Genomic DNA, 15755 nt, shown 5'->3' with positions numbered 1-15755 from the left:
TTCTCCGCGCACAAATTCCAAGTACTGTTGCCTGTAGGGCAACGGTACTGTAGCAGTGCGGTGCTTGTTCGTCATAAGCCCTCTACCAATAATGTTGGCCTGATTACGCGCCGGCCGGCCGCCTGCCGGCTTGATAACGAACGACCTGGAAAAAGCGGGCCTTCCGTGCCCGCGGGGAAATTGATTCATGGCTTTGACGAACAGCTTGCCGGACCCCCGGCTTAAACCGCTTTATGACAAGATCACCTGGCGTCTGCTGCCTTTTTTGCTGCTGTGCTATGTGTTTGCTTATCTGGATCGCGTGAACATCGGCTTTGCCAAGTTACAGATGCAGACCGATATCGGGCTGTCGGATGCTGCCTATGGTCTGGGCGCGGGTATTTTCTTTTTGGGTTATGTGCTGTTCGAAGTGCCGAGCAATCTGCTGCTCAACCGCATCGGCGCGCGCCGCACCATCAGCCGCATCATGGTGCTGTGGGGCCTGACCTCGGCCGCCATGTTGTTTGCCCGCGATGAATACTCGTTCTATGCCTTGCGCTTTCTGCTGGGGGTGTTCGAGGCGGGTTTCGCGCCGGGCATGATTTTTTACCTGACTTATTGGTACTCGCAGTCGCGCATGGCGGGCGTCATGGCCGTGGTTATGCTGGCCGGCCCGATCGGCGGCATGTTCGGCGGGCCCGTGTCCACCTGGATTATGAGCGCTTTCAATGGCGATCATGGACTGGCGGGCTGGCAATGGATGTTTCTGCTGGAAGGTCTGCCTTGCGTGGCGCTGGGTGTTATTGCCTACTTCACCATGACAGACCGGCCTGAACAGGCCAAATGGCTCAGCCAGGAAGAGAAGGCTTTGCTGGCGTCTGACCTGGCGCGGCGCAGCGCAGCGCCGCAGCATTTTCGGGCCGTGCTGCGCAACCCCACGGTCTATCGCCTGGCGCTGACCTATTTCTGTCTGATCTGCGGTATCTACGCCGTCAGCTTCTGGTTGCCGACCCTGCTCAAGATTGCCGGCATCACGGATCTGCGCGCGATTGGCTGGTATTCCGCGCCGCCCTACCTCGTGGCCATGTTTGCGATGATACTTGTTGCGCGCAGTTCGGATCGCCGCAAAGAGCGCCGCTGGCATACGGTCGTGCCCGCGCTCTTTGCAGGTTTGGCGCTGTGCGTGGCCACTGTCCTGTCCACCGATTTCTGGCCCTCGCTCATTGCCATCACGCTGGCCACCGCGCTGATGTGGGCGTCGTACACCGTGTTCTGGGCCATTCCTTCCCAAGTCTTGAGCGGCGAGGCGGCCGCAGGCGGCATCGCGCTCATCAACAGTATCGGTTTGCTGGGCGGCTTTCTGAGCCCTTCGCTCATAGGCTGGTCGCAAAAGATGACCGGTTCGCTCTCCAGCGGCCTGTATCTGATTGCCGGCCTCTTGATTGTGGGCGGCCTGCTGCTCATTACCACCCGCTTGCCGCAGGCCGGGCAGACTGGCCGCTGATTCAAGGAGCCCATCATGCATATTCTGGTTGCCGGTTTTCAGCACGAAACCAATACCTTCGCGCCTTCCAAGGCCGACTACGAAAACTTTGTTCGTGGGGAAGGCTTTCCTGCGCTAGTGCGGGGCGAGGATCTGCTCGCGCTGCGCGAGGTCAATATCCCGGCGGGGGGCTTTCTGAACGCCGTGCTGTCCGAGGGGCATACGGTGCGCCCGGTCATCTGGGCAGGCGCCAGCCCCTCGGCGCATGTGACGCGCCAGGCCTTCGAGCGCATCACCGGCGAGATCGAGGCGGCAGCTCGTGAGGGCCGCTATGACGCAGTCTATCTCGACCTGCATGGCGCCATGGTCACCGAAGATTATGACGACGGCGAAGGTGAGATTCTGCGCCGCGTGCGCGCGGCCGTGGGCCCGGACACCCCCATTGTGGCGAGCCTGGATCTGCACGCCAATGTGACCCAGGCCATGCTGGATCAGGCTTGCGCGCTGGTGGCGTTTCGCACCTATCCGCATGTGGATATGGCCGAGATCGGCGCTCGCGCGGCGGCCTTGCTGCAAGCGCGTATCGCCGCGGGCAAGCATTGGCACACGGCCGTGCGTCGCCTGCCTTTTCTGATCCCGATCAATGGCATGTGCACGCTGCTGGAACCCGCGCAGAGCGTGTATGCGGAGCTGGGAGAGCTGGAAGCGAAGACGGCTGGGCTCGACAGTCTGTCGTATGCGCCAGGCTTTCCTGCGGCCGATTTCCCGGAGTGCGGGCCGGTCGTGTGGGCCCATGGGCCGGACCGCGACGCCGTCGAGCAGGCAGTGCAAACCTTGGCCCGCCGTATTGCCGCGCTGGAGCCGCAGTGGTCGCCTGAGTTCTTGGCGCCAGAGCAAGCCGTGCGCGAGGCGCAGCACCTGGCGGCGGGCGCGAGCCGCCCCGTCATTATTGCCGACACGCAGGACAATCCTGGCGCGGGGGGCGACGCCAACACCACCGGGATGTTGCGCGCCTTGATCGATGCCGATGCGCAAAACGCCGCCATCGGCCTCATGTGCGATCCCGATGCGGTGCGGCAGGCCTTGGCGGCCGGACTGGGCAAGACCCTGCGTTTGCGTATCGGCGGGCAATCGGGGGCGGCTGGCGATGCGCCCTATGAAAACACCTTTGTGGTGGAACATGTCAGCGATGGTAAAACGCGCTTTGAGGGTCCGATGATGCATGGCATGGACGCGGATGTCGGCCCGACGGTGCGCCTGCGTCATGGCGGCGTGTCGGTGGTGGTCAGCAGCAACAAGGCCCAGACCCTGGACCGCAACCTGATCCGTCTGGGCGGCCTCAATCCCGAGGATTTGGCCATTCTGGTGGTGAAAAGCTCGGTGCATTTCCGCGCGGACTTTCAGCCCATTGCGCAGGCCGTGCTGATTGCCAAGGCGCCCGGCCCCATGCAGGCTGATCCGGCCGATCTGCCCTGGACTGCGCTGGCCCCGGGCATGCGCACCCGTCCCTTAGGTCCGGCCTTCGAGCCGGCTAAGTAGCGCCGCGCGTCCGGGCGGGATGCCGCGCCATGGCCATCTGGCCATGGCTTGCGCCGCCGGCACGACATGGCCCGGCGGCTGTGGCGCCAAAGCGCTTTGCCGGCGCCGGAGTAAAATCCGCTCCCCATGTGCTTCTCAGACTTTGACCTCCGCCTCGCCGCCTTTGGCGCCCAGCCCGTCCATCGAGGCCGCATCGCCCGTGTGTGGCTGAACGGGCAGGCGCTCGACACGGGCACCCGGAGGCGGCATTCCGAGCATTTTTTGCCGTTGGCCTTGCGCGAGGCGCTGCCGGCGTTGACGGCCGAACTCGATGGCCTGGCCCGCGTTCATTCCGAGCATGCGGGCAGCGATGGCTCGCGCCTCTTGGTGGCGCTGGCCGACGGGCAGATGGTGGAGAGCGTGCTGCTGCCGCGAGATGGGCTTTGCGTGTCCACCCAGGTCGGTTGCGCGGTCGGCTGCCGCTTTTGCATGACGGGCAAGAGCGGCCTGATCCGTCAGGTCACAAGCATGGAGATACTTGCCCAGGTCGTGCTGGCGCGGCGCCGGCGTGCGGTGAAGAAAGTCGTGTTCATGGGCATGGGCGAACCCGCCCACAACCTGGAGAACGTGCTCGAAGCCATCAATCTGCTGGGCACCGAAGGCAATATCGGTCACAAGAACCTGGTATTCTCGACCGTAGGCGACCGGCGCGTATTCGAAGCGCTGCCGCAACAGCGCGTCAAGCCAGCGCTGGCTTTGTCGCTGCATACCACCAAGGCCGAGCTGCGCGCGCGATTGTTGCCGCGCGCGCCCAGTATCGCACCCGACGAATTGGTGGAGCTAGGTGAGCGGTATGCCCGCCACATCGGCTATCCCATCCAGTATCAATGGACGCTGCTCAAGGGCGTTAATGACGGCAACGACGAGCTCGACGCGGTGTTGCGTCTGCTCAAGGGCAAATATGGCGTGCTCAATGTCATCCCCTTCAATAGTCTGGAGGGGGATGACTATCAACGTCCCGACCTGGAGCGTATCCGCGAAATTGTCCGCTACGTGCACAGCCGGGGTGTCTTGGTCAAAGTGCGCAATAGCGCAGGGCAGGATGTCGATGGCGGTTGCGGCCAACTGCGCGCCCGCGCGACGGGCGCCGACCAGGTGGTGACGCTGCGCCGCGCGCCCAGGCCTCAAGCCGTTCAGGCCTGAGGCGGCATCCCTCGGGCCTGCGGGTGAGGGAGCTTTCTTCAACCCTGGCCTATGCCTTCGCGCCTGTTGTCCATGTTTTCCCCCGGGAGTTGCACCGCCTTGCGCATTGACAGGCCAGCACCCTGAGAACGCGTGCGCGGCCCGTTCATGTCTCGGTCTGTTGCGCCAACAGGTATTTCCCCCTGCGACCAATCACGACACAGTCTGCCCACGCAGCGCAGCTTCTCGCGCAAAGTGCGGTTTTTGCGAGGTGGCCGTGTCTGGAAAGCGGGTAGTCATGCGGTTTGCGCCTTGGGGCTTGCTGGTGCTGGCGGCTGTGTTGGCCTTGATCCGGGCCTGGACCTGGGGTACGGAGCTGTTGGCTGCGGAGCATGACAACGAGGTGTTCGCGCTGGAGCTGACCATCGCCAGTCTGGCGCGGGGCGACGCGTCCAGCCGCAGCTTTGCCGCCGAGCTGGATACCTCGCGGCCTTCGGGGGTGCCGCGCCGTTTGCAGGTGACGTGGCGGGCATTGCCGGGTGGCGCTGTGCCAGAGGTGATTCCGGGGCAGCGCTGGCGCATGGTGATGGTGTTGCGCCGCCCTTATGGCCATGCCAATCCGCATGGCCCGCATGCCGAGCGGCGTTTTCATGCCGAGCGGGTGGGGGCGACGGCCTCGGTGCGTGGCTATCCGCGCTTGCTGGCGCCGCCTCGCGGCTATTGGCTGGAGCGTGCGCGGCATGCCTTGCGGGCCCGTCTTGCCGACGCGCTGGAAGGGCGGGTTTATGCCGGGGTGATCATCGCGCTGGTGATGGGGGATCAGCAATCGATACGCCGCGAGGACTGGGAGGTGTTCAACCGCACGGGGATCACGCATTTGGTGTCGATCAGCGGTTTGCATGTGACCATGTTGTCGGGGCTGGCGGCGGCCTGGGCGCGCTGGCTTTGGCCTCGTGCGCGCTGGCGCGGCCGCTATCTTGCCGAGCGCTGGGCAGCGCAGCGGGTAGCGGCATTGATGGCGGTGTTGACGGCGTTGAGTTATTGCCTGCTGGCTGGCTGGAGCGTGCCGACGCGGCGCACGTTTTTTATGCTGGCGGTAGTGGCCTGGGCCTTGCAGGCGCGTTTGCCGCTCACGCCGGGAGCGATCCTGTCTGTGGCGGCGGCCCTTGTCGTCGTGCTCGATCCCTGGGCGCTGACAACGCCGGGTTTCTGGCTGTCTTTCGGCGCGGTGGCGATTTTGATGCGCGTGGTGCTGACACAGCGCAGCGGATCGCGCTGGCAGCGCTGGCGAATGGCCGTCTGGGACTTCTGCCGCACACAGATGGCGGTCACGCTGGGTCTGATGCCATTGCTGGCGTTCTGGGTGGGCGAGGTGTCGCTGGTGTCGCCTCTGGCCAATGCCTTGGCGATCCCCTGGGTCAGTCTTTGGGTGACGCCGCTGGCCTTATTGACCGGCGCGCTGGTATGGCTGCCGGGTGCGGCGTGGTTAGGCGGACTGGCGCATGAGAGTTTTGCGGGCTTGATGTGGGGCCTGTCGTGGCTGGCTGCCTGGCGCGGGGCAAGCCTGCCGGTGGCGGCGGCGCCGATCTATTTGCTGGGGCTCGCATTGATGGGTGTCGCCTGGGCCTTGCAGGGCCGGGGCTGGCCATCGCGGTGGGTCGGATGGGTATGCATCGTGCCCATGCTGGTTTGGCGGCCGGAGCGGCCCCCCGAAGGCGGGTGGCGTCTGGCGGCGCTGGACGTGGGGCAGGGCACGGCGGTGGTGGTCGAAACTGCCCGGCATGTGCTGCTTTATGACACCGGGCCGCGCCATTACCGTTCCTGGGACGCGGGCGAGCGTCTGGTGCTGCCCTATCTGCGGGCGCGGGGTATTGCGCGCTTGGATCATCTGGTGGTGTCACATGCGGATCTGGATCATGCCGGCGGGCTGATGAGCCTGTTGACGGTGTTGCCCGTGAGCCAGTCCTGGGCCTCCTTTGTTTTGCCGGCTTGGCTGAGGCGCGAGCGCCGTCTGCGCGAGCGGGAAGGGGAGGTCTTGCCTGCCGAGATTCCTTTGCCTGGGCAGCAGCATGACTGCCGGGCGGGCGACGGGTGGGAGATGGATGGGGTGCGTTTCCGGTTTCTGCATCCAGGCGCCGATCCTACCCTGTGGCCCAAGGGCAATAATGCTCGCAGTTGCGTGTTGCTGATCGAAGGCGGCGTCCATCGTGCCCTATTGCCGGGCGATGTGGCCAAGGCGCAAGAGCGTGATTGGCTGGCTGCGCTGCCTGCGGTGGATGTCGTGTTGGCGCCGCATCATGGTTCTGCCGGTTCATCCAGCCAGGAGCTGGTCGACGCGGCGGGTGCGTCGCATGTTATTGCGCAGGCGGGACGTTTCAGCCGTTTCGGGCATCCGGCGCCGGCCGCCATGCGGCGTTGGCAACGGGCCGGGGCGCGTGTCTGGCGCACGGATCTCGATGGCGCCGTGATTGTCGAGTCAGGCGAGTCCTTGACCGTGAGCGGGTGGCGGCATGAGCGGTGGGATGGTTTTGTGCAGGAGACCGCCGAGATGTTTGCCGGACGCTAGGGCATTGAGCCCTTGGCTAGTCGTATGATGCCTCTCCGATGTGGGCCGGCGAGGCTGGCGAAGCCAGTATGGCGGCGTTGCGTCTAACAGGCTAGGCACAGTTGGCGGCGCGCGCATTGTCGCAGTAACGGCGCTCGGGCCAATACACATCAGGGATACGATTGAGGGCCGGTTTGGCGAACAGATAGCCCTGGAAGCGCTCAACTCCCGCTGCTTGCAACCAGCACCACTCATCGATGGACTCGACGCCTTCCGCGACGGGGGTAATGCCCATTGCCGTGCACACCTGGACAATGGCGAGCACGATGGCCTGCCTCGGGCCGTCGGTATGAATGTCCTGGATGATCCTGCGGTCGATCTTGAGTTTGTCTGGCTGAAATTCGGCCAGAAGCGACAGGCCGGCAAAGCCCGAACCGAAATCATCGATTGCTACGCCGACTCCGAAAGCACGCAGTCTCTTGATGGCGTTTCCGAACGATCTGAGACAGGAGATGGCCTCCTGCTCGGTGATCTCCACGAGCACCTGGGTGGGTGAAAGCCCGCTTGCCTCGATGTGCGCAACCAGCTTGTCCACGGCGTCCGGCACCGTCATGAGCGACATGGGGAACAGATTGACCGCGACCTTGATGTGCTGTTGGCCGATTTGGTGCGCCAGCCGGAAGGCGAGGGCTTTTGACTCAATATCGAGCCGGTAACGGTGCTCGGCCGGATACGACGAGAAAAACTGCTCAGGAGATCCGCCGTTGCGCCCACGTATGAGGAACTCAAACGAAGAGATGTCGCGGCGCATCGGATTGACAATGGGTTGAAGCGCGAATTGATAGGGAGGGTCATCGTTCTGTGCGATGTCTGAACGGTCGGTATCGTCACCCCCCTCTTTTGCATCCATAAAGGGCGGGGCCGACCAGTTTGATGAAGAATCGCCTTCGATGATGTGGCCCACGCTGCTGGACTGCACGTAGAGCAGCAGAATCTTGATGACCCGGTCATCGCTGTTGCTAAACTGAGTCATGCCCACCATTTTGGCGAGAATCGCCAGCCTGGGATTGATCGATTCGCTTCCGCGCAGGTCGATCAAGGCCATCGGGTCGCCCTTGAAGCGGCGAGCCGGGGCGTAATCTCGCAGAAGATGAACCACATCGCTGTGCCGGGGATCGCGCTTTATGTCTCCATATAGGACATCGACGGCGTTTTGCGGGCCTTCCAGCAACTGCACGAAATGCAGGCCGTCAAACAGCAGAATGCCGGTGATATTTTCGCGCGCGTTTCGCAGTCTGGCCGCCTGGATCAGTTCTCCAAGACGCTCTTCATCAAATGCCACAACCGCGCGGCTGCGATAGATCAGGGTCGAGAGCATTGCATCCTCCCAGGTACGATCGTGGGTGGTTCGTGAATCTTGCTCAATGCATGAACATCTGCCTGGGCCCGCCTATTGCGCAAAACTTGCTCGCGCTCTGCGAAAGAAGGGGCGAGTCGCAGGGGTTTGAATCATTCACGGGTAAGGCTATCCCCGATTCAGGGGGTGAAATCAAAACCTACTTGATCCTAACCCTGAATGCATTCGGATTAGAAGCAGAAAGTCTCCATAATGCGTCCCTAAATAAGAATTAGTTCAAGTCAGAGGGCAGGCCGGCGGCTGAGTCGCCCGGTTATGGCCAGCCATGCCAGGGGCAGGGCGGCGTGGGGGTGTTCCAGTACGCCTCTGTCAGCCAGGCGTGAATGGCGCCGCCTTACAGAGTTAAGATCTGCGCTTGGGCCACGATGGCCGCCTGGAGGCTTGCATGTCAGAACCGCGTCTGGATTTCGTTACTTGTGTCAGTCCGGCGGGTTTTCACCGCATGGCCTATTGGGAGTGGGGAGACCCCGACAATGATGATGTGGTGATGTGTGTGCACGGCCTCACGCGCAATGGCCGCGACTTCGACCACCTTGCGCGGCGTCTGGCAGGGCGTTACCGCGTGGTGTGCCCCGATGTGGTCGGGCGAGGGCAGTCGGATTGGCTGGTCAACCCACTGTACTACACGATCCCGCAGTATGTTGCCGACATGATGACGCTTCTGGCCAGGGTGCAGCCCAAGACCCTGGCCTGGGTGGGCACCTCGATGGGTGGGCTTATCGGACTGGGGCTGGCTGGCGCCTTGGCCATGGCGCGCCAGACCAGACAGGCTCCTGCGGGTATTCATCTGCCCCAGGAGCGAGACATCCATATCGACTACATGGTGCTCAACGATGTAGGGCCGCGGATGGAGCGTATCGCGCTGGATCGGATTACCGACTATGTCGGTCTGCCGGGTATTTACAGCAGCTTCGAGGATGCCGTGGCGGCGACCAAGCTGGCCTGCGCCACCTTCGGGCCGCACGACGAAACGCAATGGCGCGAACTGGCCGATCATAGTTATACCCGGCAGGGGCCATTCTGGATCAAGCGCTATGACCTCAAGCTTGCCTTGGCGCTCGTGACCCAGGTCGGCCCGGATACCTATTTGGCTGGCGAGCAATTGCTTTGGCAGGCCTATGAGGCGCTGGACTGCCCTATCCTCGTTCTACGCGGTGAAGAATCAGACTTGCTAAAGGCGTCCACCGTTGCGGAGATGCGCCAGCGTAATCCGCTTACCGAAGAGCGCGTGTTTGCGGGGGTGGGCCATGCCCCCACACTGATGTCGCCGGAGCAGATTGAGCCTGTTGCGGCGTTTCTGCACGCTAGCTAGTTCGCGGCTGTCCCTGCTCATACAATAGGCCGATGAACACCTCCTGCTTGAACATCGATTTGCATTGTCATTCCACTATGTCTGACGGCATGTTGCCGCCTGCGGACGTGGCGCGCCGTGCGCATGCCAATGGTGTCGATGTTTGGGCTTTGACCGACCACGATGAAGTGAGCGGTGTCGCGCAGGCGCGAGCAGCGGCGGCAGAACTGGGGATGCGCTTCATCACTGGCGCGGAAATTTCCGTGACCTGGGCGGGTCAGACCGTCCATATCGTGGGGCTGCATTTCGATGACAGCAATCCGGCCCTGGTCGAGGGGCTGCGCAAGACCCGTGCCGGGCGGGCGGGCCGCGCCCGTCAGATCGGCGAGCGTCTGGCGTCCTTGGGCATGCCTGGCGCTTACGAAGGCGCTTTGCCTTTTGCGGGCAACCCGGAGCTCATCAGCCGCACGCATTTTGCGCGCTATCTGGTCGAGGCGGGCTACTGCCCCGATGTGCAGACCGTTTTTAATACCTACCTCGGCGACAACTGCCCCGGGCATGTGCCCATGCAATGGGCACGCCTGGCGGACGCGGTGGGCTGGATACGCGGGGCTGGCGGCCGTGCCGTGATCGCGCATCCTGGCCGTTACAAATACACGGCGCTGCAATTCGCTGCGCTGTTCGACGAGTTCCTGCAGCTCGGCGGCGAGGGCATCGAGGTCGTGACGGGCAGCCACACCAAGCATGAGGCCGTGCATTATGCTGGCGTGGCCCGCCGCTATGGTTTTCTGGCCTCGCGGGGTTCGGATTTCCATAGCATGGGTGAAAGCCGGGTGGACCTCGGCTGCCTGCCGCCCCTGCCCGAGGATTTGAAACCGGTCTGGCACGACTGGGTCTGAACTCCTTTGAACCGGCGTCCCCTGGACGCCTTTGCCCACTGATTCCGCCATGAACAAGGCTTTTGTCAAAGAATCCGAGCGCGACGACGATGACGATCTGCCCGAGGCGCAGGCTTTGCCTGCCGGCACGCGCAACTACATGACCCCTGAGGGTTACGCCCGCTTGCGCGACGAACTGGCGCATCTGATGAATGTCGAGCGGCCCAGCGTAGTGCAGGTCGTGTCTTGGGCGGCCTCCAATGGAGACCGCTCCGAGAACGGCGATTATCTGTATGGCAAGAAGCGTTTGCGCGAAATCGATCGTCGCATGCGGTTTTTGACCAAGCGGCTCGATATTGCCGAAGTGGTCGATGCCTCTTTGCAACCCAATCGCGATCAGATTTTCTTTGGCGCGACGGTGGTGTATGCAGGCAAATCCGGCGAGGCCCAGCGGGTTTCCATCGTGGGTGTGGACGAGGCCGAGCCGCTGGCGGGCAAGATCAGTTGGATTTCGCCGGTCGCGCGCGCGCTCATCAAGGCGCGCGAAGGCGATACGGTCACGCTACGCACGCCGGGAGGCGTTGAGGCGCTGGATATTCTGGAAGTGCACTACCCGGAGCCGGCTGTCGAGTAGATGCCGCAGCAATAGAAACGGGCGCTGGTTTGTGACCAGCGCCCGCAGTTTGGAAGGGTTTATTGACGCCCCTGCCTCGCGTCGGTAGCTTGCGCTACCGCTTCCCCTTGGGCTGCTGCTTATTCTGTAACGATGCACACCGGGCGAGGCGGCATCCTGTAAAGGGTTCAACGGTATTCTGGGCATTGCAAACCTCGCGCTTAACGGTTAAGGCTTTCAACAACATCAGAACTTTCTGGCGCACAGTGTAGGGCCAGTGCAAGCGCAAATCGATCCGGGGTTTTCCTGATGAAAGCGGGTTTTTCAGCGGGAAATTGGCTTTGGTCCGGGTTTACCCCGGCGAGCAGGTAAAATCAGGTTTTGATCCCTTTTACCTACGGCGCCCGCATCGTGTCCCTTGTCCAGCATCTGCCCGGTTCCTCCGTCCTGTCCTCGTTTCGCCGTGAGCGGCTCCTCGCGCAATTGAAAAAGGCCGGTTTACCGGTGGCGGACGTATCCGCCCGCTACGAACACTTCGTGCAAACCGACAAGGCCTTGTCCGCCGAGCAGCAATCCCATCTCGTCCAACTACTCGACTACGGTACGCCGCTGAGCGGCGAACCGGGGGCCAAGCGTCTGGAGCTTTTGGTCATTCCGCGTCTGGGCACGATTTCCCCCTGGGCCAGCAAGGCCACCGACATCGCTCATAACTGCGGTCTGGACAGCGTTCACCGCATCGAGCGCGGCGTGCGTTACTTCATCACGCCCGAACGCGGCCTGCTGGGCGCGAAGTCGTTCGACGCCGACATGCTGGCGCGTGCGGCCGATTGCCTGCACGACCGCATGACGGAAACCGTGGTGCAGGGCGATTTCGACGGCCAGGCGCTGTTCACCCCCCTGGCGGGCAAGCCCATGCGTACCGTGGGCGTCAAGGCCGAGGGGCGCGCTGCGCTGGAAGCCGCCAACAAAAGTCTGGGCCTGGCGCTCTCGGAGGACGAGATCGACTACCTGACCAAGGCCTTCGGCGATCTGGGCCGTGACCCCACCGATGTGGAATTGATGATGTTCGCGCAGGCCAACAGCGAACACTGCCGCCACAAGATCTTCAATGCCCAATGGGTGATCGATGGCAAGGAGCAGCCCAACACGCTGTTCGGCATGATCCGCGCGACGCATAAGGCGCAGCCCGAGGGGACGGTGGTTGCTTATTCGGATAACGCCGCCATCATGGAGGGCGGTCCGGCCCAGCGTTTTCAGGCCGGCGTGCCGGGCGGCGCCAATGAAGCCCGTTATGTGCGCCGCGACACCGTCGTGCACACGCTGATGAAGGTTGAAACCCATAATCACCCGACCGCGATCGCCCCTTTCCCCGGTGCGGCCACGGGCGCGGGCGGCGAGATCCGCGACGAAGGCGCGACGGGCCGGGGCTCTAAGCCCAAGGCCGGCCTGACCGGTTTTACCGTGTCGCATCTGCGCTTTGACGACGCGCTGCAACCTTGGGAGGCCGATCATCATGGCCTGCCCGAGCGTATTGCCTCGCCCCTGTCCATCATGATCGACGGCCCCATCGGGGGCGCGGCGTTCAACAACGAATTCGGCCGGCCCAATCTGCTGGGTTATTTCCGCAGTTTCGAGCAGACGGCAGGCGGCACGCGCTGGGGCTATCACAAGCCCATCATGATCGCGGGCGGCCTGGGCAGCATCGATGCCGGCCTGACCCATAAAGATCCGTTGCCGCCAGGCGCCTTGTTGGTGCAATTGGGCGGCCCCGGTTTCCGTATCGGCATGGGCGGCGGCGCGGCGTCCAGCATGAGCGTGGGCAGCAACTCCGCCGAACTCGACTTTGATTCGGTGCAGCGCGGCAACCCCGAGCTGGAGCGCCGTGCGCAAGAGGTTATCGACCGCTGCTGGCAGCAGGGCGAGGCCAATCCTATTCTGGCCATCCACGACGTGGGCGCTGGCGGTTTGTCCAATGCCTTCCCTGAACTGGTCAATGATGCCGGCCGGGGCGCCATTTTCGATCTGAAGCGCGTGCCGCTCGAGGAATCCGGCCTGTCGCCTGCCGAAATCTGGAGCAACGAGTCTCAGGAACGCTATGTGTTGGCGATCCTTCCCCAGGATCTGGCCCGCTTTGAAGCCATTGCCCAACGCGAACGCTGCCCTTACGCGGTGGTTGGCGTGGCCACCGAAGAGCGCCAGCTGCGCGTGGTGGACGGCGAGGGCCTGCCCGGCCTGGATACCCTGCGCCCGCAAGGTGCAGATGAGGTGCGCCCCGTGGATGTGCCCATCGATGTCATTCTGGGCAAGGCGCCGCGCATGACCCGTGATGTCCAGCGCCTGCCGGGCGTGTCCTGCGCGCTGGATCTGGCCGGTCTTGACCTTACCGAGGCCGCCTATCGCGTGCTGCGCCACCCGACGGTGGCCAACAAGAGCTTTCTCATCACCATCGGCGACCGCACCGTGGGCGGGCTCTCCAGCCGTGATCAGATGGTCGGCCCCTGGCAGATTCCGGTGGCCGATGCCGCCGTTACGCTGGCGGATTACGAAGGTTTCCGTGGCGAAGCCATGTCGATGGGCGAGCGCACCCCGCTGGCCATGCTGGATGCGCCCGCCTCGGGACGCATGGCCGTCGCCGAGGCGCTGACCAATCTGGCTTCGGCCGATGTGGCCCGCCTCGAAGACATCAAACTGTCGGCCAACTGGATGGCCGCCTGCGGTGTGCCGGGCCAGGACGCCGCGCTGTATGACACGGTATCGGCCGTGAGCGAGCTGTGTCAGGCCGTGGGTTTGTCGATTCCGGTCGGCAAGGACTCCCTGTCCATGAAGACGACCTGGCGTGAAGACGGCGAGGCGCGCGAAGTGGTGGCGCCGGTGTCGCTCATCGTGACGGCGTTCTCGCCGGTCGGCGATGTGCGCGCCAGCCTGACGCCTCAGCTTCGCACCGACGCGGGCGACAGCGTGCTTATCCTCATCGATCTGGGCCGCGGCCGTCATCGCATGGGCGGCTCCATTCTGGCGCAGGTCTATAACCAGGTCGGCGAAACGGTGCCGGACATCGATCAGCCGCAGGATCTGCGCGCCTTCTTCGTGACCATCCGCACCCTGGCCGAAGCCGGCACCATCCTGGCCTACCATGACCGCTCCGACGGTGGGTTGTTCGCCACGGTGGCTGAAATGGCTTTTGCGGGCCGCACGGGCGTGTCGATCAACCTGGACATGCTGACTTTCGATCCCCAGTCGGCCGACTGGGGTGATTACAAGATTCGTCCTGAACAGGTCGCCGTGCAGCGCGACGAGCTCACGCTCAAAGCGCTTTTCTCGGAAGAAGCCGGCGCCGTCATTCAGGTGCCGGCCTCGCAGCGCGATGCCGTGATGCAGGTGCTGCGCGGCGCGGGCCTGTCGGCACACTCGCATGTCATCGGCGGCCTGAATGGCGCCGACGAGGTCGAGTTCTTCCGCGACGGTAAGAAGATCTGGGGCCAGCCGCGCGCCGAACTGGGCCGCGCCTGGAGCGAAGTCAGCTATCGCATCATGGCGCGCCGCGACAACCCGGCCTGCGCGCAGGCCGAACTAGATGTCTGGAACGACGCGGCGGACCCGGGCCTGGCGCCGCGTGTCGCCTTCGATCCGCAACAGGACGTGGCGGCGCCCTTTATCGCGACGGGCAAACGCCCGCGTGTCGCCATCTTGCGCGAGCAGGGGTGCAACAGCCAGGTGGAAATGGCCTGGGCTTTTGATACCGCGGGTTTCGAAGCCATCGATGTCCATATGACCGATCTGCTGTCCGGCCGTATCGATCTGGGCGGCATGCAAGGGCTGGTAGCCGTGGGCGGCTTCAGCTACGGCGACGTGCTGGGCGCAGGCGAAGGCTGGGCGCGCACGATTCGGTTCAATAGCAAGCTGTCGGATCAATTCGCTGCCTATTTTGCGCGTCCCGACACCTTCGCCCTGGGCGTGTGCAACGGCTGCCAGATGATGGCCGCGTTGGCCCCCATGATTCCGGGCGCCGAGTTCTGGCCGCGTTTCACGCGCAACCAATCCGAGAAGTACGAAGCCCGTTTGTCGCTGGTGGAAGTGCAGGCCTCGCCGTCTATTTTCTTTGCCGGCATGGAAGGCGCCCGTATTCCGGTGGCGGTGGCGCATGGCGAGGGCTTTGCCGATTTCTCCCAGCAGGGCGATATCGGCCGGGTGCTGACCGCTGCGCGCTACATTGACAACCACGGTCAGATTACCGAGCGCTATCCTTTCAATCCTAACGGCAGCCCGCAGGGTTTGACGTCGGTGACCACGGCCGATGGCCGCTTCACCGTGCTGATGCCGCATCCCGAACGCGTCACGCGCAATGTGATGATGTCCTGGACGCCGGCGCAATGGGGCGAGAAAGATAGCCTCGGCGCTTACACGCCCTGGATGCGTTTCTTCCGCAACGCGCGGGTGTGGCTGGGCTGATCCGTCTGCCTGTTTAAGCCTGCGCGGCAGCCGCTCTAAAGGCGGCTGCCGCGTGTCAGCAAGCGTCGTCCTCAAGGCATAGAGTCAGCGGCGGCGTTCTTCACGTTTGATGGGCAAGCGCGTCAGGCCCGCCCACCCGGGCTGCGATGAGGGGCTTGACGTCGATCTGATCCGGAAATAGTCCGGGATTGATGCGGCATGTCCGCTCGAGCGCCGTGGACTCTACATCCGCGCGGACCCGCTGGATGTGCGGGCAGAGCGATTCCACGGGTTTCCGGGGCCGTCCTGGCGGGTTTGCCGTCCACGGGCTTGAGGCTGCCCTGCGTGACGGGTTGTTGGCGTTGAAGAGGGCGAAGAAAAAAATCGCCGGCCATGAAGGCCCGGCGATACATGTTGCGGG

At 63.5% G+C, this 15755-nt stretch carries 9 protein-coding genes; 8 read left to right on the top strand and 1 reads right to left on the bottom strand.

Annotated features, from left to right (window positions below; genetic code table 11):
• Window positions 1-187: 187 nt before the first annotated feature.
• The 4 genes from U0029_RS10355 (at window position 188) to U0029_RS10340 (ending at window position 6728) form a co-directional block, all read left to right on the top strand.
• Window positions 188-1483, top strand: a complete 1296-nt coding sequence (locus tag U0029_RS10355) for an MFS transporter (protein WP_012417215.1) — start codon at window positions 188-190, stop codon at window positions 1481-1483.
• Window positions 1484-1498: 15 nt separating this feature from the next.
• A complete protein-coding gene (locus U0029_RS10350; RefSeq protein WP_012417216.1) occupies window positions 1499-3001 on the top strand; it encodes a M81 family metallopeptidase in 1503 nt (500 codons plus the stop codon).
• 126 nt (window positions 3002-3127) lie between these two features.
• Window positions 3128-4183, top strand: a complete 1056-nt coding sequence (locus U0029_RS10345) for an RNA methyltransferase (protein WP_114852618.1) — start codon at window positions 3128-3130, stop codon at window positions 4181-4183.
• A gap of 277 nt (window positions 4184-4460) precedes the next feature.
• Window positions 4461-6728 (top strand): DNA internalization-related competence protein ComEC/Rec2, encoded by a 2268-nt coding sequence (locus U0029_RS10340; protein WP_114852617.1) that lies wholly within the window; start codon window positions 4461-4463, stop codon window positions 6726-6728.
• Between the two features lie 91 nt (window positions 6729-6819).
• Here the strand turns inward: U0029_RS10340 and U0029_RS10335 are convergent, their stop codons facing one another.
• Window positions 6820-8085: a diguanylate phosphodiesterase gene (locus tag U0029_RS10335; RefSeq protein ID WP_114852616.1), complete on the bottom strand. Its 1266-nt coding sequence runs from the start codon at window positions 8083-8085 to the stop codon at window positions 6820-6822.
• Between the two features lie 424 nt (window positions 8086-8509).
• Between U0029_RS10335 and U0029_RS10330 the strand changes: the two genes are divergently transcribed.
• The 4 genes from U0029_RS10330 (at window position 8510) to purL (ending at window position 15355) form a co-directional block, all read left to right on the top strand.
• Complete coding sequence (locus U0029_RS10330; RefSeq protein WP_012417220.1) at window positions 8510-9436, top strand: alpha/beta fold hydrolase; 927 nt, start codon at window positions 8510-8512, stop codon at window positions 9434-9436.
• A gap of 32 nt (window positions 9437-9468) precedes the next feature.
• On the top strand, window positions 9469-10314 hold the full coding sequence (locus U0029_RS10325) for a 3',5'-nucleoside bisphosphate phosphatase (RefSeq protein WP_012417221.1): 846 nt from the start codon (window positions 9469-9471) through the stop codon (window positions 10312-10314).
• A 49-nt stretch (window positions 10315-10363) separates the two neighbouring features.
• Window positions 10364-10927, top strand: a complete 564-nt coding sequence (gene greB, locus U0029_RS10320) for a transcription elongation factor GreB (protein ID WP_012417222.1) — start codon at window positions 10364-10366, stop codon at window positions 10925-10927.
• A gap of 390 nt (window positions 10928-11317) precedes the next feature.
• Window positions 11318-15355: a phosphoribosylformylglycinamidine synthase gene (gene purL, locus U0029_RS10315; RefSeq protein WP_114852625.1), complete on the top strand. Its 4038-nt coding sequence runs from the start codon at window positions 11318-11320 to the stop codon at window positions 15353-15355.
• The last annotated feature ends 400 nt before the right edge of the window (window positions 15356-15755 follow it).

Origin of the sequence: Bordetella avium (assembly GCF_034424645.1) — a bacterium.
GTDB classification, from domain to species: Bacteria; Pseudomonadota; Gammaproteobacteria; order Burkholderiales; family Burkholderiaceae_B; genus Bordetella; species Bordetella avium.
The sequence above is the reverse complement of the archived record's forward strand: the minus strand, read 5'-3'. Positions and strand labels throughout refer to the sequence as shown.

Coding starts and splice junctions, on each gene's coding strand:
- U0029_RS10355 (WP_012417215.1), top strand. CDS start 188: ATGGCTTTGACGAACAGCTTGCCGGACCCCCGGCTTAAACCGCTTTAT.
- U0029_RS10350 (WP_012417216.1), top strand. CDS start 1,499: ATGCATATTCTGGTTGCCGGTTTTCAGCACGAAACCAATACCTTCGCG.
- U0029_RS10345 (WP_114852618.1), top strand. CDS start 3,128: ATGTGCTTCTCAGACTTTGACCTCCGCCTCGCCGCCTTTGGCGCCCAG.
- U0029_RS10340 (WP_114852617.1), top strand. CDS start 4,461: ATGCGGTTTGCGCCTTGGGGCTTGCTGGTGCTGGCGGCTGTGTTGGCC.
- U0029_RS10335 (WP_114852616.1), bottom strand. CDS start 8,085: ATGCTCTCGACCCTGATCTATCGCAGCCGCGCGGTTGTGGCATTTGAT.
- U0029_RS10330 (WP_012417220.1), top strand. CDS start 8,510: ATGTCAGAACCGCGTCTGGATTTCGTTACTTGTGTCAGTCCGGCGGGT.
- U0029_RS10325 (WP_012417221.1), top strand. CDS start 9,469: ATGAACACCTCCTGCTTGAACATCGATTTGCATTGTCATTCCACTATG.
- greB (WP_012417222.1), top strand. CDS start 10,364: ATGAACAAGGCTTTTGTCAAAGAATCCGAGCGCGACGACGATGACGAT.